General features: G+C 38.1%; 16 protein-coding genes. 3 read left to right on the top strand and 13 right to left on the bottom strand.

Features of this window, described 5'->3' with window-relative positions; translation table 11 throughout:
• Window positions 1–29 precede the first annotated feature (29 nt).
• The 6 genes from BVH02_RS17685 to BVH02_RS17660 all read right to left on the bottom strand — a co-directional run bounded on the left by BVH02_RS17685 (window position 30) and on the right by BVH02_RS17660 (window position 10040).
• Window positions 30–2072, bottom strand: a complete 2043-nt coding sequence (locus BVH02_RS17685; protein ID WP_086502806.1) for a family 20 glycosylhydrolase — start codon at window positions 2070–2072, stop codon at window positions 30–32.
• Window positions 2073–2085: 13 nt separating this feature from the next.
• Window positions 2086–3204, bottom strand: a complete 1119-nt coding sequence (locus BVH02_RS17680) for a beta-N-acetylhexosaminidase (protein ID WP_086502805.1) — start codon at window positions 3202–3204, stop codon at window positions 2086–2088.
• A gap of 17 nt (window positions 3205–3221) precedes the next feature.
• A complete protein-coding gene (locus tag BVH02_RS17675; RefSeq protein WP_086502804.1) occupies window positions 3222–3740 on the bottom strand; it encodes a glycoside hydrolase family 20 zincin-like fold domain-containing protein in 519 nt (172 codons plus the stop codon).
• 52 nt (window positions 3741–3792) lie between these two features.
• Window positions 3793–4647 (bottom strand): glycoside hydrolase family 16 protein, encoded by an 855-nt coding sequence (locus tag BVH02_RS17670; RefSeq protein WP_086502803.1) that lies wholly within the window; start codon window positions 4645–4647, stop codon window positions 3793–3795.
• 125 nt (window positions 4648–4772) lie between these two features.
• On the bottom strand, window positions 4773–6767 hold the full coding sequence (locus tag BVH02_RS17665; RefSeq protein ID WP_086502802.1) for a RagB/SusD family nutrient uptake outer membrane protein: 1995 nt from the start codon (window positions 6765–6767) through the stop codon (window positions 4773–4775).
• A 12-nt stretch (window positions 6768–6779) separates the two neighbouring features.
• Complete coding sequence (locus tag BVH02_RS17660) at window positions 6780–10040, bottom strand: SusC/RagA family TonB-linked outer membrane protein (RefSeq protein ID WP_086502801.1); 3261 nt, start codon at window positions 10038–10040, stop codon at window positions 6780–6782.
• A 1007-nt stretch (window positions 10041–11047) separates the two neighbouring features.
• On the opposite strand from BVH02_RS17660, the gene BVH02_RS17650 reads away from it, so the two are divergent.
• The gene (locus BVH02_RS17650) at window positions 11048–13315 is read left to right on the top strand and encodes an aminotransferase class III-fold pyridoxal phosphate-dependent enzyme (RefSeq protein WP_086502799.1); all 2268 of its coding nucleotides are present in this window, start codon (window positions 11048–11050) and stop codon (window positions 13313–13315) included.
• 16 nt (window positions 13316–13331) lie between these two features.
• Here BVH02_RS17650 and BVH02_RS17645 read toward each other — a convergent pair whose 3' ends face one another.
• The 3 genes from BVH02_RS17645 to BVH02_RS17635 are packed head-to-tail and all read right to left on the bottom strand — an operon-like array spanning window position 13332 to window position 14877.
• Complete coding sequence (locus BVH02_RS17645; protein WP_086502798.1) at window positions 13332–14339, bottom strand: HipA domain-containing protein; 1008 nt, start codon at window positions 14337–14339, stop codon at window positions 13332–13334.
• Window positions 14339–14665 (bottom strand): HipA N-terminal domain-containing protein, encoded by a 327-nt coding sequence (locus BVH02_RS17640; protein WP_086502797.1) that lies wholly within the window; start codon window positions 14663–14665, stop codon window positions 14339–14341. The genes BVH02_RS17645 and BVH02_RS17640 overlap by 1 nt, the downstream gene beginning before the upstream one ends.
• Window positions 14662–14877 carry a helix-turn-helix domain-containing protein gene (locus tag BVH02_RS17635; protein ID WP_086502796.1) on the bottom strand — a complete coding sequence of 72 codons (216 nt, stop codon included), beginning with the start codon at window positions 14875–14877 and terminating at the stop codon, window positions 14662–14664. Before BVH02_RS17635 ends, BVH02_RS17640 begins: the two co-directional genes overlap by 4 nt.
• A gap of 549 nt (window positions 14878–15426) precedes the next feature.
• Here BVH02_RS17635 and BVH02_RS17630 point away from each other — a divergent pair.
• Window positions 15427–16530 carry a metallophosphoesterase gene (locus BVH02_RS17630; RefSeq protein WP_086502795.1) on the top strand — a complete coding sequence of 368 codons (1104 nt, stop codon included), beginning with the start codon at window positions 15427–15429 and terminating at the stop codon, window positions 16528–16530.
• 129 nt (window positions 16531–16659) lie between these two features.
• Window positions 16660–17595, top strand: coding sequence for an endonuclease/exonuclease/phosphatase family protein (locus BVH02_RS17625; RefSeq protein ID WP_086502794.1), 936 nt, complete (start codon window positions 16660–16662; stop codon window positions 17593–17595).
• 548 nt (window positions 17596–18143) lie between these two features.
• Here the strand turns inward: BVH02_RS17625 and BVH02_RS17620 are convergent.
• The 4 genes from BVH02_RS17620 to BVH02_RS17605 form a co-directional block, all read right to left on the bottom strand.
• The gene (locus BVH02_RS17620; RefSeq protein WP_086502793.1) at window positions 18144–18332 is read right to left on the bottom strand and encodes a DUF6804 family protein; all 189 of its coding nucleotides are present in this window, start codon (window positions 18330–18332) and stop codon (window positions 18144–18146) included.
• 61 nt (window positions 18333–18393) lie between these two features.
• Complete coding sequence (locus tag BVH02_RS17615) at window positions 18394–18600, bottom strand: thermonuclease family protein (protein ID WP_223271907.1); 207 nt, start codon at window positions 18598–18600, stop codon at window positions 18394–18396.
• A gap of 23 nt (window positions 18601–18623) precedes the next feature.
• A complete protein-coding gene (locus BVH02_RS17610) occupies window positions 18624–21902 on the bottom strand; it encodes a C1 family peptidase (protein WP_111357181.1) in 3279 nt (1092 codons plus the stop codon).
• A complete protein-coding gene (locus tag BVH02_RS17605; RefSeq protein ID WP_086502790.1) occupies window positions 21899–24688 on the bottom strand; it encodes a tubulin-like doman-containing protein in 2790 nt (929 codons plus the stop codon). The genes BVH02_RS17610 and BVH02_RS17605 overlap by 4 nt, the downstream gene beginning before the upstream one ends.
• Between the last annotated feature and the right edge of the window lie 7 nt (window positions 24689–24695).

Here is a 24695-nt window from a genome sequence, read left to right as displayed (position 1 = left end):
AATTGGTATAGGCAAGCAGATACTGTTTTCTACTTTACTTTATTAGGGGAAAAGACTAATCCTTCCATGTCAAAAGGCGCAAAAGTAACCATACAATTCTGATAGTCATTTTGATATGGGATGGCTATCAACACTTCATTCCAGCCTTTATTTAAATGAAGCTGCGTTGGTTTTCTATTCCAATAAAGTTCTTCAGCTCTCCAAGGAATCTCTTGATCCACAGGCGTTCCCCAACCCTGAGATTTGGAAGGCTTCCAACCTGGATTCTCCCAGTTTGGAGCAGACAGTGCAGCCCCATTAATCCATATTTCACCTCCATAGGAATCCCATTTTCCTTCCTCAGGAATTCCTCCATAGGTTCTGTTTGCTCGCAGTGGTGTCTCAAAATTGACCCATGCCTCCACTGATTTCTTTTCGTCACTATGAATGAAAGTTCTCGCGTAAACAGTCTCCCCAAGTTGAATCTCAGGATAGAATCCTCCTTGCTTGAATCTGTCTCTAATGATCAAGGTATTCCCAACAGCATCCTGCACAGGCAGATTTGTCAAATCTGGCATTTTACTAGCTTCTTCACTACCAATTACTGGCCCGTACAATTCCCATTTCTTATCGCTTTGCTTCAAGTATGGGAACGTGGAATCTGTAAAATAGCGCTCTTTATGAGCTAGCAGGTAATCTTCAAAAACTGCAAAATACTCCTGCTCTACACTCCCAATTTCAGGTAGGGTAATCATATACTTTTTGGAAACATCAATCACATCCGCAGTCCAAGTAGCCCATGCGTAGGTAAGCATTCCTGGATATATAGGGTTATTTCGAAATACATCATCAGAATCATCCACCTTCACGTCGTGCCAAAGACAAAGAATTCCACCCAAGCATTCGTTATTCTTCCAAGTAGCACTGATTGGTTTGAAAAGTAGCTTATTGACGAAAGTCATCGGCTCTGCATTATTGACGTAGCTATTTCTTGAATCTAGCTCGGCATAGGAAGTTTCCTTCATTTTCAAGGTATCCATCTCACCCCAGGATTGACGAATAGCGGCATCATGAGCAGGAAGTCCTGGACTCCAGACCATCACCTTTCTCCCGTCAGACTCCACCTTTGCCACCATTCGCTCAATGAATTCTTCTGGATTTGGTACGTGGACTTCATCCGAACCTATGTGAATAATCGGGGCCATTTCTTTTGGGATTTCTTTGAAAAATTCTTCCAAAATGACCTCAAGTGCTGCCATCCCCTCCTGGGATTCCATACGGAATTTCATTGCAGCAATGAATGAGTCGCTGTGCCCTGGCATATCGAGTTCTGGAATAATAAGAATTTGCTTGCTCTTGGCATATTCAAAAAGCTCTCGAATCTCGTCGTAGGTATAAAACTTACCTGGTTCTCGGGTAGGCCGCTGATAGGCTGCATCATTCAATTGTGGAAATGCTTTACTCTCAATCCTCCAAGAAGGGCGATCAGTCAGATGCCACTGGAATACATTCATCTTGTAATCCGCCATAATGTCCAGCTGCTCTTTCAACTTCTCCATGGACTGATAGTTCCGTCCTACATCGATCATCAATCCCCGCATTGGGAATGCTGGCTCATCTGTAATAGTCACAAGTGGTAGCTGAATTCCTTCACCAGTTCTTATTAGCAGCTGCCTTAAGGTTTTCAGACCATAGAATTGTCCTGCGATAGTAGAGGCAACTATTTTTACCTCACTTGAGCTCACCTTCAATTGGTATCCTTCCTCTGAGATATTCTGATCTAGGGAAAAAGAAACGGACATACCAGACTTTGCATCAAGTCCAAAATCTGAGGCTATCTCCTTCATTTCAGCACTTAAAACCGGACTTAGCTCCTGCGTTTTTAAAACACCCAAACCCTTTAACTCCACAAATCCTTTCGCCCATTCCACTTTAGATGGATATGGAATTAATTTCACTGGGGCATTATGAAGTTCTTCTATCGTATGAACGGTTCTAAATTGAATTGATTCAGGTTGACTCGTTTGAGCATTCACCTGATGAATACTTAAGAAAGTAAACCATGCTAAACTCAGTGTTAAATATATTTTCATATGAACATTTGTATTAATAAACTGATCGTTCGAAATGCTTAGGATGGAATCGCGTTCCGCTAAACTTCCAATTTAAGTAATGCCATGAGTTTAACCTAACGATGAAATCCTCGAAATCTTTCTTCTTTTCACCGCTCCAAGCCGACTCAGAGAAAGCAGGAAGTCTAGGCAAAAGCATGAATTCCAAATGCTCTACAGAGGATATAAATTCTGTCCATATAGAAGCCTGAGTTCCGATGATTTTTATCTTTTGCTCCGCAGTCAGCGCATCGGGAACAGGATTGAAAGCATATACCCGCTCCAGCGTGTTCATAGACCAAGTAGGTGCAAAAGGATCATTGGGAGAATCCGTTTGGGCGATGTTCAGGTAAAGCGGGTTATTTGAACTCATAATTACGTTATTGCCTTTTTTAGCAGCTTCGATTCCACCTTTTTCTCCCCTCCAGCTCATTACGGTAGCAGAACTAGTGACGCCACCTTCCAATATTTCGTCCCAACCGATCATTTTACGACCATGAGCAGACAGGTATTTTTCGATCCTTTGGACAAAATATGCCTGAAGCTCGTGCTCCGAATCCAGGTGTTCATCGGCCATCCGCTTCTGGCAATGCGGACATGCTTCCCAGTAACTCATATCTACTTCATCTCCCCCAATATGGATGTATTCAGATGGGAAAAGAGCAATTACCTCATCCAATACATTTTCCAAAAACTCAAAACTTACTTCCTTACCAGCACAGTAGTTGAAGTTCCATTGCGCTGAATAGGCAAGGCTTGAGTGAGTTCGAGAGTAAGGAACTGTCTGAGGTGATGCATTGCAAGACAATTCTGGATAAGCTGCCAAAGCCGCTCCACTATGACCTGGAAGTTCTATTTCTGGAATCACTGTAATCTGACGACTTGCAGCATATTCGATTACCTCTTTTATCTGCTTCTGTGTATAATAACCACCATAGCGATAAGGCTCGCCCTCTGGTGTCCAAGTGGTGTCCTTGTCATAAAATTTGCCATTCCTGATCTCTTCTCGCCAAGCTCCTACTTCGATGAGTTTCGGGTATTGTTTGATCTCTATTCTCCAGCCCTCATTATCTACGAGATGCCAATGCAACACATTTAACTTATAAGAGGCCATTAAATCAATGAGATTTTTCACTTCCTGAGCGGTGAAAAAATGCTGCTTACATCAAGTAAAAGACCTCTCCAATTCATAGCAGGTGAATCATTGATGGTCAATTTGGGCAGGTTTAGTACTTCATTATTCTGATAAGGGGGAAGCAGCTGCATGAAGGATTGAATTCCGTAAAACAAGCCTTTCACAGACTTTGCGCTTAGCTCTATTCCCTTCTCATCAATTGTGAGCTTGTATGCTTCCTCATTTTCTAAATCGTCAGTTAACCCTATGTGAAATTGAGTGGATGAATTAGCGTTGCGTGCTATACGAAAACCCACTATTTGTTGTAATCTATCATTGAGGTAGTTGGATAGTTTGCCCAATTCCTCGTCTGCTTGTAAGCTGATGTCTTTAGTTAGGAGAAATACACCTTCCTGAAAAACAACTTCCTGAGGGATAGGGATGATGGGCACATGCTGCGCATAAGTGACTTTAGGAAAAAAAGCGGAAATGAATAGTGCTCCGATAAGGCTGATTTGATAGCTAAGGTTTTTCATAGAGTTCTTGTATTTGATTCAATGAGAATTACTAAAGTAAGAAGCGGCTTTATTACTCCACCTCTTCCCATAATTTCACATAGTCTATTGCCATTTCGTAGGGAAAATCATCCGTGGACACCACGAGACCTGACCAGTAATAGGTACCCGACTGTCCTTTATCTGCGCTGGCATGATTGAGAATTAAGTAAAAATCTGTTTCAAAAGGCCATCTGTCAGCATTTTCTCCGCCTTTGGTATAGGTCATGGTTTTCTTGTCATTGACGTAAAACTCTATTTTGTTCGCAGTCTTGATGATTCCATAAGTATTGTACTTATCCTGATTAATGTCAGGCGTGACAAAGGGTGCTGGTTTCATTTCCACACCTTCAGTTTTGGACTGATGCATTACTTGATAGACAAAGTTGTCTTTATTCAAATGCTCCATCACATCTATCTCGCCTCCATCAGGCCAGTTTTGAAAAACTGGAGTTTGTGGCATCAGCCAGATTGCTGGCCAGGCACCCTGTCCTGTTCTATTGAATTTGGCTTTCACTTCAAGCTTACCATAGGTGAAGCTAAACTTGTCTTTTGTCTGAATAGCGCCAGTTTCAGGCAAATCGGTTGCTGTATTCCACTTAGCACGTAGGTATAAGTTGCCATCCTTCACCTCTGCCAGCGATTTATCGGCAGGATTGACGTATTTGTTCCAGGCAGAAGAATGAGTCTGAGGCTGATAGCTAGCCCATAGTTGAGGATCTGTCTCTGTGCCTTCAAATTCATCTTCGAAAACCAGTTTCCATTTGATCTCCTGATCTTTGTTTATTGTACTTGGAGCAGATTCTTTTTTATCACAATCCGCTGCAAATAAAGGAATAGCTAAAATCGAAAGAATGGGCAGGATTTTTTGAATCGATAGTTGTCTCATAGGGAATTAGGTCTTAGTTTGAATTGGCCGAAGCACGTAGCAATCAGTACTAAAAAAAAAACGTAACTCCAGAATAGAAGAATATACCTCTACCCGGAATTACGTTTACAATGAATAGTAACTACTTATTTCAAAGCTCCGCTGTTTGCCGTAAGTGGCCAATCAGGGTTTTGATAGATTACTGAATTTTCTGCTACACCAGAACCATCAGGCGTAGTGATAAGGAAATGTTGAATCGCGATAGGCTCTAGGTAATGAGCATAAGCCCAACGATAACCCTCTTTTACCAAGTTCGTAGATTTTGTTACAATTCTATATGGCTGTAGATATTCTCCATCACTTTCAGCTGACACATTTGGAGTTCCACCTGTACCGGGCTCTACTAATTGAGAATCGCCATCCTCATCTTTGTACCATTCTTTCATTGGTCCCCAAAGCTTGAAGCCTTCGATGATATGTGGAGTAACTTTCAACTGATCCAGCGCTGCCCATCTTTTCAGATCGTACATTCTCATTCCTTCTTCCATCAATTCTACTCTTCTCTCTCTACGGATATTGTACAATATCTGATCTGACAATACAGAACCTCCAGAGTAAGCGCCAAAATCATTTTTAGCTTCAATACTCATATCAGTAGCAGCTACTGTCACCATGTAGTCAGGATTAACGCCAGCTCTTTCTCTGATGCTTTTCCAATAAGATGCAGCTTTTCCGCTTAAAGATCCTTCTTTCAAATAAGAAGCTTCGATGTAATTCAAGTACGCTTCAGTAGCTCTAAATACGATAGCACCAGTGCTACCTAAGTTTCCTTCTCCTTGTGCATTGTCGTAGCTAAGACCCTTCTTAATGCCGTAACCTGTCACATATTTTGTCTCCTGAAGACCTAAGATATCTGGCTGCTCTATCAGTACTGCCGAGCCATCTGCATTTTTGATTGTATTCACTCTCAGTTCTCCTGGAGCTTTCATAAACAGCTGCAATCTGTTGTCTCTGCCTACTTTCACATCTTGTATAAAGTCATCTCCTTTATATCCAGAACCTGCTGCATAGATCGGAAGACCGTTAGCCATCAATACGTTATCTACAAACTCTCTAGTGAAACCGGTATTTCCACCATTTCTACCAATGTAGTGATTAGCATTGTGGTTAATTCCTAAGCTAGGGTCATAATCTCTCCAAAATAATACTTCTGGATAACCTCCTAAGCTCTCAGATGCAAACATGGTGAAGTAAGGATTAGAGGAAGAATCGTATCCATTATCCTTTTTATTCACTGTAAGAGGAATAATATCTGCTACTTGCTCAGCTGCAGCCATCGCCTGAGTTAAGAAATAGTCGATTTCGGAATCTATGTCAATGCTGAAGTTATCAACCTTACCCTGACCTGGCCAGCCTGGACCACCTGGTACACGTGCAGTTCCTTTGTGATAAGTCAACCAAGACCCCTCATGAAGAGCTACTCTGGATTTGAAAAGCAAAGCTGCACCCTTAGAAAGTCTATTTTTCCCACCTGGAGCTACCTCTTTCATTAGCATGATGGCAGAGTCAAGATCTGCAAGAATAAATCTTGCAACTTCATTTCTTGGTCTTCTTTTAGAAGACTCAGTTAAGATATCCTGATTATCTGGAAGACTGTTCTTCACAATAGGAAAATCTCCCAGAGCCTGCACCTTGTCGAAATATTGGTAAGCTCTCAAGAAGTAAGCTTCACCGATGTAATGCTGCACATTAGTACCGTTACCATTAATTTCTCCATTTTTCCAGCTTGGTACAGCCGTTTCTAGGAAATAATTAATGTTTCTGATGGCGCCAAAATTCCATGCGCCACCTGTCTGACCTACTCTATATTCTCCTGGGATCCAGATATTACTAGCTCCACTTGTAGCTTGATTGTCTGTGCCATTGTCTATACCAAAAGTACCTACATTGAATCCACCGTGAGTAGGAAAGCTATACGCTGCAATAGTGAAGGCAGCAAGGTCTGCTTCAGTTTTCAGAAATGCGTCCGGAGTCACTTGCGACAAAGGAGCTCTATCTAGAAAATCGTCACAAGAAGTCAATCCAAAAGCTACTGCTGCAGCAACTAGACTGTTTTTAAGTATTGATTTATATTTTATCATCTTGATTTCTAATTAGAAGTTAACGTTTATACCAACAGCATAAGTGGTAGCAAACGGATAGGTCTTACCATCATTCCATCCATTCAATCCAACTGTCTCAGGATCGAATATTTTAGACATTTTGGTGAAAGTCAATAGGTTTTCGCCAGAGACAAATACTCTCGCACTTGCTACACCGATTTTACTTAATGCATTTTTAGGAATAGAATATCCGATCTGTGCATTTTTCAATCTTAAGTAAGCTGCATTTTGAAGGTATCTAGACTGCGTCGCAGTATTCCTACCCTGATCAAATGCTGGTCTAGGGAAATAAGAATCCAAGTTGATACCAGCAATACCAGCCTTCACCATAGGAGAGTTCTCATCACGGAAGAAATCCATGTGCTCATCAAAGCCAGCAGCTTGCCACTGATTCTGTCCGCCTGCACCCCAGAAATAAGATCCATTTGGCATCCAATCTCTTTTAGCTACACCCTGGAAGAAGATTCTAAAATCGAAATCCTTGTAGTTCATGTTGATATCAAGACCATATCTGAATCTTGGCGTACTGTTACCAATAATACTTCTGTCACCTGGATCGGCTAGAGTATTGCTTCCACCATTTACAGTACCGTCACCGTTGATATCCATGTACATGATATCACCAGCTTGCCAGTTGTTACCCATCTGATTCTGACTTACGGTCTCTAGGTGAGTTGCCATTTCGTCGTTAGTCTTGGCAATACCTTTAGTAGTATAACCCCAGATTTCTCCGTTATTTCTACCGTTGTACCACTGAGATAAATTTCCTGTATCGTTTGGATACTTCGTTACCTGCATCTGATCATCAGAAAGTACACCTCTTACATTGTAAGTGAAATTACCTATCTGATCTCTCCAGTTTATTTCAAGTTCAAATCCATAAGATTTCAAATCGGAGTTATTCACATTAGGAACTGCTGTACCAAGAATCACAGGCAACTCCTTCGCAGGACCTACCATATCTAATGTGTAGCGGTTGTAGTAATCGAAATTAAGACCTAGCCTATTGTCCAAAAGACCCAAATCCAAACCGATGTTATAACTCTTCACTCGCTCCCAAGTCATAGTAGTACTTACAATACCTGGAGCAGATGCAGTATTTGGACGTTCTCCATTCACTAACCAAGCTCCGTTATTCACTGAGAATGGCTGTGATAAGTAGAATGGATACCAGCTACTTGTGTTCTGGTTTCCTAGCTCACCATATGAACCTCTAATCTTGAACATAGAGAATGAATCCATATTCCAGAAATCCTCACCAGCAATATTCCAACCTGCTGAGAATGAGTTGAACCAGTTCCATCTTTTATCATCAATGAATCTACTTGAACCATCATATCGTGTGTTGGCCTCAAAGAAGTATTTCTCTTTGTAGTTGTAATTTAATCTACCAAAGAAACCAGCAGTAGCCCAGTGATTGTATTGTCCTGAGTTAGTGAAGTTGTCAGTCGCAGTGTTGATAGAGATCACATTAGGTGTAATCAAGTTGGTACGACCTGCGCCAATATTCTTATACTTATTCACCTCTGAGTTGAATCCAACCATTACCTTGAAATGATGATTAGTGGCCAAATCAAGAGAATAATCAGAATAGATGTTGGAAGTAAAATAATTTTCGGCTTGACTAAATTCATTTACTGCCGTATGGCCTGGAGATGAATAGGATACTGGAATAGCAAATGGCTCTCCAGCAACATCATTGGCGTAAACAGGAAGTATGTTTGAAGAGTTGTTGATACTAGTGATTCTATAGTTACCACTCGCGTAGATATTCCAGTTCTTCAAAGGAGTATAAGTCAGTTGACCCTGAGTGTAGTAGGTGTCCGTATAGTTATCTACTCGTCCACCGTCTCTCAATTGAGCAATTTCACTTGGGTCAGAATAAAAGCCATTTGGATCCAAAACTGGTACAGTAGGCCATCTTCTTGCTACATTATGGTAAAAAAGTTCGTTTAGATGAGTTGCCTTAGTGAAGTATTGTCTTACAAATCTAGAGTTGTAATTGAAGCTCACTTTTTCATTTAGATGCAAGTTCATTTTAGCAGCAAATGCGTAACGATTGAAGTTATCACCACCGTGACGAGTCAATCCGCCCTGATCTAGGTAGTTAGCAGATAGGTAATAATCTACATTTTCATTGCCCCCATTTACGCTCAAGTTGTGCTCTTGAGAAAATGAAGATGATTTGTATTGCTCGCTAAACCAATCCGTATTACCATTCGATCCTCCGTAGTATTGCCATCTATCTCCATTTCCGTTAGGAATAGTAGAGTAGTCGATTTTTCCTTCCTGAAAATCTTTAATGTTGCCAAGTACCTCGTCGCTGAATACACCTGAACGTCCTGCATTAATAGCAGCTTCATTGTAATAATTAGCAAAGGTGTACGAATCCATCATAGTAGGTAAGCCCATCGGCGTTGCCCAGCGGAAGTTGTTGTTATAATTAACTTTCGCTTTTCCTTTTCTACCACTCTTCGTAGTGATCAAGACAACTCCAAAAGCCGCTCTAGATCCATATACAGAGGCAGCAGCTGCATCTTTCAATACAGTCACAGACTCGATGTCCTGAGGGTTGATTCCATTCATATTACCTTCCATGCCATCTATAAGGACTAGCGCAGATGAATTAGAACCTGAACCAATAGTACCTGCACCTCGGATGTTGAAGCTTAGATTTTGATTAAGCTCTCCACCCAAACCTGCTGTCTGAAGGTTCAAACCTGGGATTACTCCCTGAAGCATCTGGCCTACGTTCTGAACAGGTCTAGCTTCCAAAATCTTTGAATCGATTGTTGCAACAGCACCGGTTAAGTTTGCCTTCTTCTGCTCACCAAAACCTACCACTACGATCTCGTCAAGACTCTGAGTATCCTCCGTAAGGGTCACATTTACAGTTGAGCTAGAAGTAATTGCAACTTCTTGAGCTTCATAACCTATAAAAGAGAAAACTAAGATGTCGTCGTCATTTACGCTGATGGAAAATTTTCCATCCACATCAGTGACAGTACCTGTAGTACTTCCTTTAATTAAAATGGAAACTCCTGGCATGGCTAAGTTATACTCATCCACTACAGTACCACTTACAACTTTCTCTATGAAAGCCTTCTCGAAAGATAAATCCGCTGCACTATTCAATCTGGTCATTTCTCCAGAGGAATTTGCGAAAAGTGTATTTGACAAGAAAAGCAATGCTACTAAATAGCTTACCTTACTCCTTCCCAAATCACCTAAATGATGTAATAATTTTGTCATACGTAAAAGGGTTTTTTGTTTAATTTTCAATCAAAATTTTTATTATATAAATACTACTAATCATATCACTCACACTTTAACACTCTTATATACTAGCTTGCATAGCGCGTAAGTACCATTAAAATTTAAACTTCCTGCGACACAGAATCTGGATTCGCCAATCGTAACTAGATACTCTGCACAGACTTCATCAAAGAGCTTCACAAAAAGACGGATTTACTAGCGAAATAAGGAGGACAATAGTCCAAAAAAAGGACACCAATCATCCGTAAGAGATATGATGTCAGTTATTTGCAAGACAATTAGCAGAGATTCTCAAATTCGATCTTCTTTTCTGACAGATGTAAAACCTAGAGAAAATTAGCAAATAGGAGAAATTGAATCCAGCTGAAAAAGTCAACTATTTACTTATCAACTTTACATTTTAAGAGTATAAAGTCTGTAGGACATCTACGCAACAGAAGATAATTCTACGATCTATTCTAAAGTTAGTCAGCTAATAAAAACAGCTATCACTCACTCAACATATACTGTTTAAGAATCAATAGAACCAGAAATAAAGAGTCACTTTAAATACACGTTACTAGTATTTATATATAACACCTAAAATAGGTATTATATAAATCATCATTTGAACGAGCTGAAGTTAAATGTGGCTTAATTAGATGGTAAACACTAGAATTGAGGCTCCTTTGGTCAGCCGTCTTCTGATAGCTACTGGAAGGTTTCCCAGCCTTTTGAGCAAAGAAAACAATGGCATTACCAGCATTGAGGATAATCCTATTTATGAATTAGCGTCTGCTAAAAAATCAATTATAAAAGAAATAGCTTTTGAAATTATCCTATCACGGACACAGTAACTGAGCTCAAAATTTGTTTCCAGTAATTGGGAAACAGCTCTCAGCAGGGAATTTGGTTTTTTGTTTTTTTTATCGAGTGAGAATTTAACATCTTGTGAAATAATAGAGAAAACAAAAAATGGGGTTAAATGCCCTTAGCAGCATTTTATGAGAGAATTACAGCGACTTCTTCAGGAAAAATTTGAGTTCGAAAATCCAACTATTGAAAAACTAATCGGCTATTTTAATATCAATTACTCAATAGAGGATCGGGTAACCAAATACATTTTTAAAACCTATCGATTTGATCAAGAACTGTTTGACATCTTGGAAGCAGAAAACGAAGCACTCCTACATCTTACTAATTTAGAAGCTGGGAAATACCCCAATCCTATACCTACTATTCAAAATGAAACTCTTTTCTTGGCTGAAATAGCTGGTCATCAAACGATCTGTAGACTTCTCACTTTTCTAGATGGAAGATTTCTTGGAGGTGTAGATCCATCTCCGAAGCTTTATGAGTCCTTAGGTACATTTTTGGGAAAGCTTGATCGCTCACTTCAATCATTCAACAGCTACACACTAAGAGCTAGAAAACTTGATTGGGATATTCAATTCCTGCATCTTAACAAACGACTAATCGAGGATATCGAAAACCCACAAGACAGAAGTTTAGTCCAGTATTTCTTCCTTCAATTCCAAGAGCATGTCATTCCAGTATTGCCGACACTTCGGCATCAAGTAATCCATGCTGATGCAAATGAATGGAATGTTTTAGTCCAAAATGAAAGCATCTCCGGTATGATTGATTTCGGAGATCTCACCTATTCCCCACTGATCAATGAGGTATCTGTAGCACTGACATATATCTGCTACGATAAGGGAAATCCCTTGGATTGGACAGGTGATTTCCTTAAAGCCTACCATCAGATCATTCCCCTGGAGTCTAAGGAATTAGAGATTTTATACTACCTCATTGCAGCTCGACTATGTATCTCAGTCTGTCAATCAGCTCATGCTAGGAAGGTGGATCCAGAAAATACTTACGCTTCAATCAGCGAAATTTCAGCTTGGCAGATGCTTAGGAAATGGGTTGCCATCTCGCCGCTAGGTGCGGCAAACAGCTTTAAGAAAGCCTTGAATAAACCGATTGCTGAAGTTCCAAGTTTGCAATCTCAATTGACAAGAAGACATCAATCGATCAGCCCTCTCCTATCTATTAGCTACGCAACTCCGCTTTCTGTCACTGGAGCGGCTTTTCAATACATGTATGATTCGGCTGGTAATGCGATTTTGGATGCATATAACAATATCCCGCACGTAGGTCACTCCCATCCGATAGTCGTGGAAGCTGCACAGCGGCAAATGGCAAAACTTAATACAAATACTCGCTATCTCTATGATGAACTGGCAGAATATGCGGAAAAACTGTTGGCTAAATTCCCAGCTTCACTCAGCAAGGTATATTTTGTAAATTCGGGAAGTGCAGCCAGTGACTTGGCGATGCGGATGGCTTTTGCTCACACCAAAAATCATAATGTGCTGGTGATGGAGCATGGTTATCATGGGAATACACAGATTTCTATAGATATCAGCGATTACAAATTCAATAACAAAAAAGGTTTTGGGCAGAAAAGTAATATCCTCAAAGCCCCAATTCCGGATACCTACTTAGGTAAGCACAAAGTAAATGATGGAACTGCTGGAAAGCTGTATGCCCAAGAAGCCATGCAAATCATTCATGATGCTGGCAAAACTGTTGGTGCATTCATCACCGAACCCATTGTAGGTTGCGGAGGTCAGGTTCCTTTGGCCGAAGGCTATCTCAAAAATCTCTATCCAGCCATCAGAGCTCAAGGCGGTATCTGTATCAGCGATGAGGTACAAACGGGCTTTGGAAGAATGGGTGATTTCTTCTGGGGGTACGAGGCTCAAGGAGTCGTTCCCGACATGGTCATTCTCGGCAAACCGATGGGAAATGGACATCCAATGGGTGCAGTAGTTTGTACCGAAGAAATTGCAGAATCTTTTAGCAAAGGAGTGGAATTCTTCAGTTCCTTTGGCGGAAATCCTGTTTCCTGTGCCATTGGGATTGCTGTTTTGGATGTCATTGCAGAGGAGAGTTTGCAGGAAAATGCAAAAGAAGTTGGAAATTACTATCTAGGACTTTTCAGAGAATTGAAGAAAAAACATGCCTGTATCGGCGATGTACGAGGATCAGGGCTATTCATCGGAGTGGAAATCGTGAAACCTGGAACTACCGAGCCTGACACGGCATTGGCTTCTCACATTAAAAATGAAATGCGAAATCGTAATATCCTGATCAGCACCGACGGACCTCATGACAGTGTATTGAAGACCAAACCTCCACTTTGTTTTACTAAGGAAAATGCCTTGACCGTGGTGGAGAATATTGATATGATTTTAAAGGGTTAGTGAGATTCTTTTATACCTAGACTTTCATGAATTGCTTTAAGCGACCCTGATAGGACTGCCAATAATTCCTTTTGGTACTTTCGTCGAGAAATGAAGCTAATATTAACTTCTCAACAGCACCGGACTTCGTAGTCATCACATCAACTATAGCCTGAAAAATCTTGTCACTGATTCCTGCATTCATTGCCAAATTGGCAAACTGAACACCAATTTTACTTTGAGACAGGTTTCTAGGCAACAGACCATCATCCAAAGCGAAGTCTTTACCATTAATATGAATACGACTATTTAACAAGTCATAAGCAGGGCTTAGCCGATAATCCCCCATAGACGTTTCCAAAAGTGAGAAGTTCTTCAAATGTGCATCTCCGTTTGAAAAGAGATAATTAAAGACAAGCAACCTAATGAGCTTAGGTGCCTCTATCTTGTAAGTAGCTAAATGGCTTTGCATCAACTCAAATAGCTCTAAGTAATTACCTAAATACTTATAATGTTCTCCATGAGTTTGTGATGTTCTGCCTGCTAAAGAAGCAAAATCATCTTGGGCTAGTTTACCGCCATGTCCGCCCGGGCTGGAGTTGTCCTCTAGGACATCAAAACGCTTTGTAATGTACGCGGGAGCTCCATTCTTAAAGAAAATCAACCCATTTTCCGCTGTCTCTATTCCAAAGACTTGTCTTGCTATTTGCATTGTCAGATGCTCATTGGCCGGAATTTGATCAGCTCTTTTTCCGACAGAGGGAATTGGTTTCAAAATATAGGTACCACGTTCATCTTCCTGTGTAAGTCTAAGTTTGTTTTTATCAAGAACTACAGAAAACTTTTCTTGCACTCCAGATATCGAAATGCGTTTTCTATTCTCGTCAAATAGCTCGTCCATTTCCAAGTTGGAAGCCGGTGAGTCATAAGGCAAAACATGATACACTTTCTTACCACGAAACAGTCGTGTTAAGGCTGTTCTACTGTAGGTATCAAAGCCTTCTGACAAAGTACCTGGGCAATATTTTATTACTGGCTGACTCATTACTCTTCAATTTTAACAACCCTAATAGCACCAATTGTATCATTCATTGCAGTGGTCATCAGCAGACCAAAATAGTCGTCTCTGTCGATTCTATTAAGTTTACAGACCACCTGCTTATTAGAGCCTTCAGGAAGCATATTGAAAAAAAATGGGAACAAAAATTCTGATTTGAATTCCTGATCGGACTTTGGGAAAGTGAGACTTATGCTTGGCTTACTTTGATCTGCAAGCCAATTATCATGATAGCGATACAGAAATGAACCATCATCTTCTTGGGTCAAAATCCCAGCTTCAATATTCTTAAATAATATTTTCGCCTTTCTCATTTAGCTTCGAGGTTTCTAATTTTCAAGCATACTTCCATTCCGAGTACTCCAGATATTTTTTGGAGTGTGTGTAGCGTAGGATTTCCCTTTCCACTTTCAAATTGTTTAAGCGTCCTTAAGCCAACACCAGCAAGTTCCGCAAGCGTTTTCTGCGTTACATTCAGAACTTCCCTCCGTTCTTTTATAGTTTTAATTAAATCAGAATAGTGCATTATATGGCCTAATTTTATACAAATGTATAGTTAATTTAGAGAAAATTATTAAAAAGAGCAATAAAATGCACTTTTCGAAGAAATTCACTAGTTAGACAGTAGTACAATGCCTATAAGTGCATCTTAATGCACTGTTGATATAGTTTCATTGCGGTTATTCCACCATTCGTGATTTGCAATCGCGAACTTCTATCCAAAGTTTTATAACCTTTTAGAACAAAAAGTAAAGTTCAATTTTTCAAAACATTCGAGGTTCTGAAAACCTCAAATGTTACGAACACTAGCTACTCAAACAACTTCAACATCATCTCTCCATTCATTTTATGCTATTATTGTAAAGGTGCTCAGGGATAATGAACATAGATGGTAAAAACCAATTTCAAGAACCTATCACTACTGAGAAAGACTCCTGAAGCTTAAAGCATTTGTAATTCTATAGATAATCAAGCAAGCTAGTCGCTAACTTGATCAAATGAACTTTGAGTATTTACACGACAACAAACTAAACTAGAAACTTCAACCGACAATTCATCTCAACTTTCCCATGACATGAAAAAGAACAAAAACTATCAAGCAATAACAGCTAGTTCGCTGAAGATTTTGGCTCTATTACTTTTCCTATGGAGCACGACGGTTTCAGCGCAAGAAAAGTATCAAGCGCCTCAATTAAGCTCTCCGGATTCTTGGACGATGATCATGCTTCCCGACCCGCAGACCTATGTCAAGTTCGGGAGGAACCAACCCATCTTTGAACTGATGACCACCTGGATTAGTGAAAACATTGATCACCTCAATATCAAAATGGTGATCTGTACGGGTGATTTGGTGGAGCAAAATGAGATGATCAATCCTGATGGTAAAGCTGCTAACCAAACAAGTAAACAACAGTGGGAGTCGGTATCCAATTCTTTTTCCCAACTAGACGGAAGGGTTCCCTATATCACCGTTGCTGGAAACCATGATTATGGATTGAAGAATATTGAAACTCGAAAAACGAACTTCAATGCGTATTTCCCAGTGGATAAGAACCTCCAAAACCAGAAACTTTTGCGCGAAGTGGCATTGAATGCTGAGGGAACTCCTACGCTAGAAAACGCTGCTTTCGAATTCACCTCGCCTCAAGGCAGAAAGATGCTATTTATCTCCATGGAATTTGCGCCAAGAGATACAGTGATCGCTTGGGTGAAAAGTGTAGCAGATCTGCCAAAATACAAGGATCACACCGTGGTGCTACTTACACATTCCTATCTCAATGCGAAAAATGAGCATATAGTAAAAGAAAATTACCCGATTGAAAATGGGAATTATGGACAAGCAATATTTGACAAACTGGTGAAACCATCCACTAATATTCAACTAGTTTTCTCTGGGCATATCGGTGCTCCCGATGATTTCAGGGCTCATGTTGGTTTCCGTACTGACATAAATTCTGCTGATAAAAAAGTACAGCAAATGGTCTTCAATGCGCAGGCATTAGGCGGAGGATGGATGGGCAATGGTGGAGATGGCTGGCTTCGGATTTTAGAATTTATGCCTGATAATAAGACAGTAAAGGTGAAGACCTTTTCACCCTTTTTCGCTATTTCCCCTACTACGCAGGAACATGCTTGGAGGACAGCGGACTACGACCAATTCAGTTTTGAGATCGACTGATTACAGCCAAGTTTCCGAAGAGGTAAAAGCTAAAAGTCCTCTGAAAAGGATATTTGCATTAGCAAAAAGTAAAGGTGTATGAACGATTAATACAAGATCTCTACTTTTATAAAAACATTTAGGACAGAAATGAAGCACAATTTTCTTAGAGTATTACTGATTACTATTTTTTTAGCAATAAGCTCATGTACTTCAACCAGTGACAAAACTGAAACTCAAGTCAATCAGCTTAGCTCCGCTATAGTTACTGTTCATAAAGAGCTAATTACTAGAAACGTTGAATACGATGATTCAATGTCTGAGGAATTAACAATAGCAACTTGGAATATTCAAGACTTAGGTAGGACAAAAGATGCAGAAGAAATAACTAAAATAGCTCAGATCATTCGACATATTGACCTTGTGGCGATACAGGAAGTAGTGGCTAAAGATCCTGCAGGAGCTCAAGCTGTCGCAAAAATTGTGGATGAGTTAAATAGAATGGGCGCTCAATGGGACTATAGAATAAGTGATCCGACAAATAGCCCTTCTCCATACATAAGTGAGCGCTATGCTTTTCTCTGGAAAACTTCAAAAGTAAAATTGCTCACAAGTGCCTACTTAGATTCTGAATTAGAAGAAGTTTGCGACAGAGAGCCCTTTATAGGCAAATTTCAATTGACGAAGGGTAAGGAGCCGTTTTATGTGATCAATTTCCACTCTCGTAGATTCAACCAGCAGCCTGAAGAGGAAATCATTCATTTCAAAAACTACCCAGAAAGACTAAAAACAGATAGAGTTTTTATTGTTGGTGATTTCAACATAGATGAGAATCATCAAGTTTGGGACAATCTATACAGGCTAGGCTATAATTCGGCTCTGAAAGGAACAGCAACTACATTAAAAACCAAATGTGTAGAACATAATTATCTGAATCATTCCATTGATAACATCTACTATTCAACCAACAGCGCTCAACTAGCTCAATCTGGCGCTCTTGATTTCGTAGGAACGTGTGAAAATCTTGAAGCAGCACGCGGAATTTCTGATCACTTGCCTGTATTTGGGAGGTTTAAGTTCAAATAAAAATTAAGGCTCTACCCTGAATTTAATGAAATAGCAAGTTTAGCATTTTACTTATCTTATGCAGAATAATGTAGGATATCTATTTTACTAAAGTTTCATTAATACGGCGAAGATTCAACGTTCTGAGCACTTCAATCCATTTTCTATCTATTTATCCTTGTCACTTTTTGGCGGCCAAAAAGTAACCAAAAAACCCTGAGCCTCGGTCTTATCTTTCCGCTGGAAGCTTTTGTCATTGATTTGAGATGAGGAGATAGCGGAATTTTGTTCTGCCTTGCCCACCTAAAAATGACTGGATCTCCCTCGTACCTCGGGAGCTAAGCCATTTTCTTAACGGCGAGCAAAGCAGCCCAAAACCGAAAATCACGCAAGGCTCACCCTTCCGGATACTTTCCTCCAGAGATTCTTACCATCAAATAATCAAGTAACGTTTCCATTAAATTCGTGGTAGTACCAAAATTAAATCAAATTAGCAAAGGAAATATTTACTTGTTCGGGTGAATAAATATTAAAGAAGACTGATCAAGAAAGATCCGCCTTACAATCTTCTATTCATTTTTTTTTAGACTAACTAACAATCCTACTCCAACTATCACGTCCACTATATTCCAAACTTCTTTTCCAAGCGCTATTTTGAAAAAAGGCTGAAATAGCAGGGCAAAGACTACATAAATCCAGAAAGCTTGTTCGTTGTTTTCGTTTTTAGCCTGAACAGCCAAAAACCCAAATCCTACCATAGCTACAAATCTGACAAATTGAAAAAACCATAAGGCATGTCTAAAAGGAAAAGGAGGATAGCTAAAGAGATTTTTTAAATTCTTTCCATAGACCTCTTTGGTTTTCTCTTGATTCAATTTGAAGCTCCAAGAATAATTCAGCTTGTATTACATTTGGTGGAACCGTCATGATCATAGCATATCCATTTTTTACAAGTTCAGCATTTACAAATACGCCATCCTCTAATTTCATATAGTTAAGTATACCTTCATAAAAATGAAGAATCACTTATAGAGACAAATTAAACTTATTTATATACTTATGTCGTCACCAAATAGTCTTTTGGTTTGAGAAGCTATAACAAGATTTGACAATAATGGTATTTCTATAAGTTGAAAATGAGCTATTGATTGAAAATTATTTCCAAATTCCATGAAGAGAGGTGGGAAATCAAAATGATTCCTTATATCTCGATTTAAATCATTATCATTATCAACCTTTTGAGGAAGGAAGCACAATCTAGATACCAAATTATTGTTAGAGCCTACTGAGCTATTCATAAAGATAAAAGGTTTAGAATACCTTTGTAATCGATTTGCATAGAAATCAAGAGATTTAGGATTAGGCAAATGAGTGTAGTTTTTAGTTCCAAATAAATATTCATTCAATTTAAATCCAGATAATATATTCTGAAAATCAGATTCATTTTTCTTAACAATATTCGCAACCATATTACTTCTAGCTTCAAGGACACTTTCAACCAAATGCAAATCTAATAAATCGAATAGCTTAACATTAGTATAAGAATCGGCAATTCTAGGAGAAATTGAGTTTCTCAGAAAACTGAAATCAATTAATGATTGATATGGGCCGCTCTGGTTCAAAATCTTATCTTCATAAAGTTTCAGATCTAAAAAATCCTGATCAATATGGTCAATTAAATCTGATAATAGGTGGAATTTATCTTTCAAATTTGATTTAAGAGTGTGGAAACCATCCAGCAAATATCCCCTTAACTCACCCTCAATAAATATATCTGCTAATTTAATTCTTAAAGAAGCTACCTCTTCTTCAATGGTTCTGATTCTATTGAGTAACTCTTGGAGCTCTTCAGCAGGATCCAAATTAATCAGATAATACAAGAAAATTAAAGCTGAAACACCAGACACTATACCAGGAATGAATGTGAAGGCCATTACTATAAAAAGAGTAACAAAAATTAGTGCCAAAACACCTAAACCAACAGCCAACCAAGTATATAGCGATTTTTTTCTTAACCTTTCCTGATTCCTTAACTTAGCATCCTCGTATTCCTTTTTTACTGATGATAGTTGATTTTCTAAATGAGAAATTTTATCAGACAATTTCCGGGCTATTTGTTGAGTAATACTATACCTATTAGCTGGAATTAGAAGCCGTTGTATTTCTTGCGAATACTTATCCATCTTTACACGGTAGACAATTTCAAGCTTTAAAATTTGAAATTGAGAAAAGTTTATGGCACTTGTCACAAGACTTGCCATAGAAGTATCATCCTGCAAATTGAAACTCAGAGATTCAAAATCCACGGAATGTTTCAGGCTTGTATCCATCCCTATTATATTACCAATAATGAATGATTCATCTAAGAAAGATCCAGAAAACAAATAATCTTCGCTTAAAAAAATGAAACCCTTAGACCCAAACTCTTTACCCCAAGGACTTTTTGCTATATAGATATACTTCTCATCATATTTGGTATAACCACATAGTATAATTGGATGAAAATGTTCATTACTAGATTCAATATCACTTTGAGAAGGAAACTGAACAACACCGTGAGAATGTTCAAAGTGTGAGCTAAAACTATCGAAAACACGAATTTTAGAATAAATAGGATGCCCTTGATTTAAAGCATTCAAAAATAAATGTTGCTCGGGCTTGAGAACCTTGATATTATCCAATTTTCTACTCAGAGCATCTTCAGTTGCCTCAGCAGAAGGATCTTCCTCAACATCTAAATAATATTGAGATTTTGAAAAACCAGCTGTTATTAAGACATTAATGATTTCTATAAGGGAATATTCTTCCTTTCTACCATATTGACTTTCGAGATGAAAATGCAAATATGGTAAACTCAATTTTTGGCTATCACCTATTCTTTTAAGGTAATAGCTGTATAAATAGCCGAAACAGATTACCTCATTTGAGGAAATCGAATCCTCAGAAAAATCATCGATATAGGAACTGAAATCAAGATTATTCCTAATTGAAATCCCATCTCTAGCCCCAAACTCCAAAAATAAAGAATCATCAATCAATGGAACCGCCTTTGATGACAAACCAAATTTCTTGCTCTTAAATATAATTTTTTTCAATCCAAATTGATTATCTAGAGAGGTGGAGTTTTTGGAAATATGCCTTACTAATTCTTTTAACTCACTTTCCTTTTGTGCTTTGTAACTCTTATTATTCTGAATCTCTTGTCTTACTACTTTTATTTCTTCAATAGAAATAGGCTCATTCAGTTCATTTATAAAAAATTTCGCTGTCAGATATTCAATATCTAGAATAGTGAATCGCTCGTAATTGTCAAAATTATAACCAACAATCGATTCATTATCTTCCCCTAACAATTGAATGAAGATTGCCTTCTTTTCAATAATAGAAAGCTGGGGCGTCTTTAAAAACTCTAATAAGATAGATTTCTTATACTTTATAAATTTGGAAACATTTGTAGTTTGATTTTGGGTAGCATCTAAGTTATTACTTTTTGCCCATGATAGAAATGCGGGGTATAAATCTGCATTTTCAGTGCAAATCTGCTCAACAATTCTACCAACCTTTACATTATCAGCTTTCTCATCTGTCTGAACGCCGGCGCTTTCAAAAACATATAAACAGGCAAGTTTTTCTAGGTGCTCACGTAATTCTTCTACTTCGTAATAATAGGAAGAGCAACCAAAACTAAAAATTTTCTCAGTCGACAATAAATTAACTATGTCTGAATAATTATAGGCTAGTCTACATGAAGTTTCATAGACCAACCGCACTAAATCATCACTAGAAAACTCAATATTTAACCCTGATAAATTCTTATTTTCTATGAAAACTGAAATAAAACTAGTATTTTCTTTTAGACTAATTATCTTTTCACTGTTAAGGCTTTGAATCTTTAACTGCTCTTCAATCGAAACTCGATCAGTATTCCGAATAGAATTAAAATTCTCACCAAGTGAATAAACTAAAAGTCTTACATCTAAATGATATGTTTCCCTAAAATCAGAAATGCAATCGAGAAGAACCTTCAGACTTTTGGATGCTTCCCTATCTACAAGGCTCAAAAAGACATTTATATGTAGAAAGTTGACATTTGAATCTATATTAACCTTAGACGCATAAAATTCCATGAATTTCTCATAGAACTCATCCTTTGAAATTCCATCTTGTGTATTACTATTACCAAAATGAAAATCCTCTCCACTTTTTACAAATATCTTATTCTCAAAATAAAAACTCTGAGACACCCTGCTTATAAAATACGAATCAACACTCTTAAAAAGTGTTACTAATTCTTTACTAATAAAAAGATTTAATAAGGGGACTCTCATTTTTTTAGTTCAGTTTCTACAAATCGAACCTCTTTCGATAATAAATCAAGAACTCCTTGATAAGTCCTAGTATCATCCTTAAGCTCTCGTATACTTATATTAACTTGAGAATAATCATTCACATAATTTTCCGAAGAGACATTTTGAATCTTGTCATTTATTTTTGTATCACCTAATTCATTCCTTAGCTTTTGAATACTCTGCTTCAATTCTCCTTCAAATACGCCAATACTATTTTTGAAAACATCAAAGGCGTCATCTCTATAAGAGGTTTGCGATAATTGATGCCAAAAATTTTCTAACGGATCACCATTACTTTGTGATTTAATATAGTATTTATCACCCTCATTCTTTATAAAACCGAAGATTATGCCTTTCACCCATAACTCTATAGAATTATCCTGTCCTCTATCTGGATGAATACTAAAATTCTCTCTAGCCATTCTTTGTTCCCAAGTTTTATCTACATGAAAATTATGATGAGAACTCATATTCTTATACACATTTTCATATCCCTCAACTCCTGCTAAAGAATAACCTGGTACTGAGACAATTTGCCGATAGATGATAATCTTATCTTTTATTCCAGTAGTTGTAAAGTCAACATTCGTAGTCCCAGAAACGAAAGATTTAAAATACTTATCTCTTTCAAATCGACTATTATTCCCACTTTGTGGCAATCCAACAAAGAAGGAATGATGAAGTTGTTTTCCTATTACTAGTCCTCTGTAATTATATCCAAACAGGGGTGTGGATCTCAATATCGCTTGTTGAATAATCGCTTCAATTTTCTCTTCAGGTAAATCTTCTATTACTTCCTCAATATTCTTATTCCTCCACCCAAGTGCACCTTCGAGATTTCTAGCATAATTCCACATTTTTTCACGGATAAGAACTTCATTCATCTCCATGAAATCAAATAATTGGTTTCCATCAAGAGTTTTTACAAACTGATTAACTGCTATATCTTGATCGGTTATCGAAATTTGATTTGCATAATGACCTTGTAGTTCAATAACAAATGTTTTATGATCTTCATTTACATTGTTCTGTAGAAAATTAACTTGATTACTAGCTTTCTCAGAAATACTTTTCAACGTAACCTTAAGACTATTCGCCTTTTCAAGATAAGCTTCAACTTTCGTTTGCAATGAGTTGAAAAATCTGTTGGCATATTCTCTTCGCACCTTTTCTCGGTTAGATTTAGCCATTTCATTAACCAATCCAACTAGATCTTCTTTGGCATTAGAGACTGCATTTCTCTTATTGAAAAATAAACTATTCGCATCATTTAAAGAATTTACGGCCGATTGTAATTGAGGATTTAAATTATCGATTTTAACTGAAAATTGAGAAATTTCTTCAGTCATCTCAGCTTTAAATATCTTAATTTGGTTACTAATTTCTTTTAGTATTTCTATGCTATTACCTACTCCGCATAATTTATTAAGCTCTGTTTTTATAAGCTTTGCCAACTGCACATCTACTTCCGACACGAATTCAATTACATTATCTTGAATAGAATCAAGATTTGGCTTCACACTTTCCAAATATTGATCTAGCTCAGGCTTTGCATTTTTCGCATCATTGATATCAAAGAACGCAACATTTGGCGCAGCATCTAATAATCGATCTATCACATTATCCTGTCCATTATTCTCTCTGATCATTACCTCAGGCGAATCTATCCAAGTATTAGCAATATTATTATTATCACTACAAGCATTATTAATATTATGAATCAATTGATTTATCACTTTTTCAGCATAAATATTCCCCAATTTATTTCCATCAAAATAAATCTCACAAATGCCCATTCCACTTGCCCAAGCCTTTTTATTCTCCACATCCAATACTCCACCATTTACCATGGTGACAACATTATCCATGACACTTTGGACATTTTCTCCAAGTTCACTACCTCCAATCGTTAATCCTAAACTGATCAATTCTGCTAGGTCTTCGATTTTAGTATAAATGTGACCCGCCTGATTGCTATTATTAATTAGCATTACAGAATCAAACGGTGTCTGGTTGGTTGAAATTCTATTCCCCTGTCCATAATCAATTACAAAAGGCGGAGAATTAGCTTTCAAGTGCATCAAGTAATCTAATTCCTTCAATGCAGCAAAGCCATTTGGTCGAACTCTAGCCATAGAAGGCCCTCCTGGATCCATTTGTGCAAAAACATCGGGTAGGACAGCATATCCAAATACCTTGGTATTTAATACAAATTGCTTATTAACAACATCTCGTAAAATATATGCCGCATCAATAAATGTCCCACTGCCAGTACCTCCGCCAAGGGAAAACACCATGTGAATCTCGACTACTTCGTTTGCTAAAGAATATTTTGCACCTACATTATCTACATTTGCGATTTTTGTAATCTTATTGGAGATAAGTGTTTGCAAATCCAAATAATGACAAAAAGCTGCAAATCTACCAGTAGTTCGTACCTGGCCAGCACCAAATTGAATGGTTGACATTGCTGGTAAATTTTCTTCTGGCATCCAAGAGAATAAGGCGGTTTGTTGCTGATATATATCTTTTGGGTTCTGAACAGTCATCGAATGAAACTCGCTTGCATCAAGTTTAACAATTTCGCCTGTTTTCGTTTTAAGCGTTTTGTTTATAGAATTGGAATCTGTATCGATAGATAAGAACCCCATCATAGGTGGAACCTCACCATAAGTTTCCTGCAATCTCTTTTTGGTATGAAGAACTGCTTGAAGTCCAGTACCCCCCAATCCTATAAATAATGTCCTTCTGAGTTTGGTTGCCATAATGAGT

Source organism: Algoriphagus ratkowskyi (assembly GCF_002150505.1).
In the GTDB taxonomy this organism is placed as follows: domain Bacteria; phylum Bacteroidota; class Bacteroidia; order Cytophagales; family Cyclobacteriaceae; genus Algoriphagus; species Algoriphagus ratkowskyi.
This window is presented reverse-complemented; position numbering and strand designations above follow the sequence as displayed.

Coding starts and splice junctions, on each gene's coding strand:
- BVH02_RS17665 (WP_086502802.1), bottom strand. CDS start 6,767: ATGATAAAATATAAATCAATACTTAAAAACAGTCTAGTTGCTGCAGCA.
- BVH02_RS17610 (WP_111357181.1), bottom strand. CDS start 21,902: ATGAGAGTCCCCTTATTAAATCTTTTTATTAGTAAAGAATTAGTAACA.
- BVH02_RS17605 (WP_086502790.1), bottom strand. CDS start 24,688: ATGGCAACCAAACTCAGAAGGACATTATTTATAGGATTGGGGGGTACT.
- BVH02_RS17680 (WP_086502805.1), bottom strand. CDS start 3,204: ATGGCCTCTTATAAGTTAAATGTGTTGCATTGGCATCTCGTAGATAAT.
- BVH02_RS17640 (WP_086502797.1), bottom strand. CDS start 14,665: ATGAGAAAGGCGAAAATATTATTTAAGAATATTGAAGCTGGGATTTTG.
- BVH02_RS17645 (WP_086502798.1), bottom strand. CDS start 14,339: ATGAGTCAGCCAGTAATAAAATATTGCCCAGGTACTTTGTCAGAAGGC.
- BVH02_RS17670 (WP_086502803.1), bottom strand. CDS start 4,647: ATGAGACAACTATCGATTCAAAAAATCCTGCCCATTCTTTCGATTTTA.
- BVH02_RS17625 (WP_086502794.1), top strand. CDS start 16,660: ATGAAGCACAATTTTCTTAGAGTATTACTGATTACTATTTTTTTAGCA.
- BVH02_RS17675 (WP_086502804.1), bottom strand. CDS start 3,740: ATGAAAAACCTTAGCTATCAAATCAGCCTTATCGGAGCACTATTCATT.
- BVH02_RS17660 (WP_086502801.1), bottom strand. CDS start 10,040: ATGACAAAATTATTACATCATTTAGGTGATTTGGGAAGGAGTAAGGTA.
- BVH02_RS17620 (WP_086502793.1), bottom strand. CDS start 18,332: ATGGTAGGATTTGGGTTTTTGGCTGTTCAGGCTAAAAACGAAAACAAC.
- BVH02_RS17635 (WP_086502796.1), bottom strand. CDS start 14,877: ATGCACTATTCTGATTTAATTAAAACTATAAAAGAACGGAGGGAAGTT.
- BVH02_RS17650 (WP_086502799.1), top strand. CDS start 11,048: ATGAGAGAATTACAGCGACTTCTTCAGGAAAAATTTGAGTTCGAAAAT.
- BVH02_RS17630 (WP_086502795.1), top strand. CDS start 15,427: ATGAAAAAGAACAAAAACTATCAAGCAATAACAGCTAGTTCGCTGAAG.
- BVH02_RS17685 (WP_086502806.1), bottom strand. CDS start 2,072: ATGAAAATATATTTAACACTGAGTTTAGCATGGTTTACTTTCTTAAGT.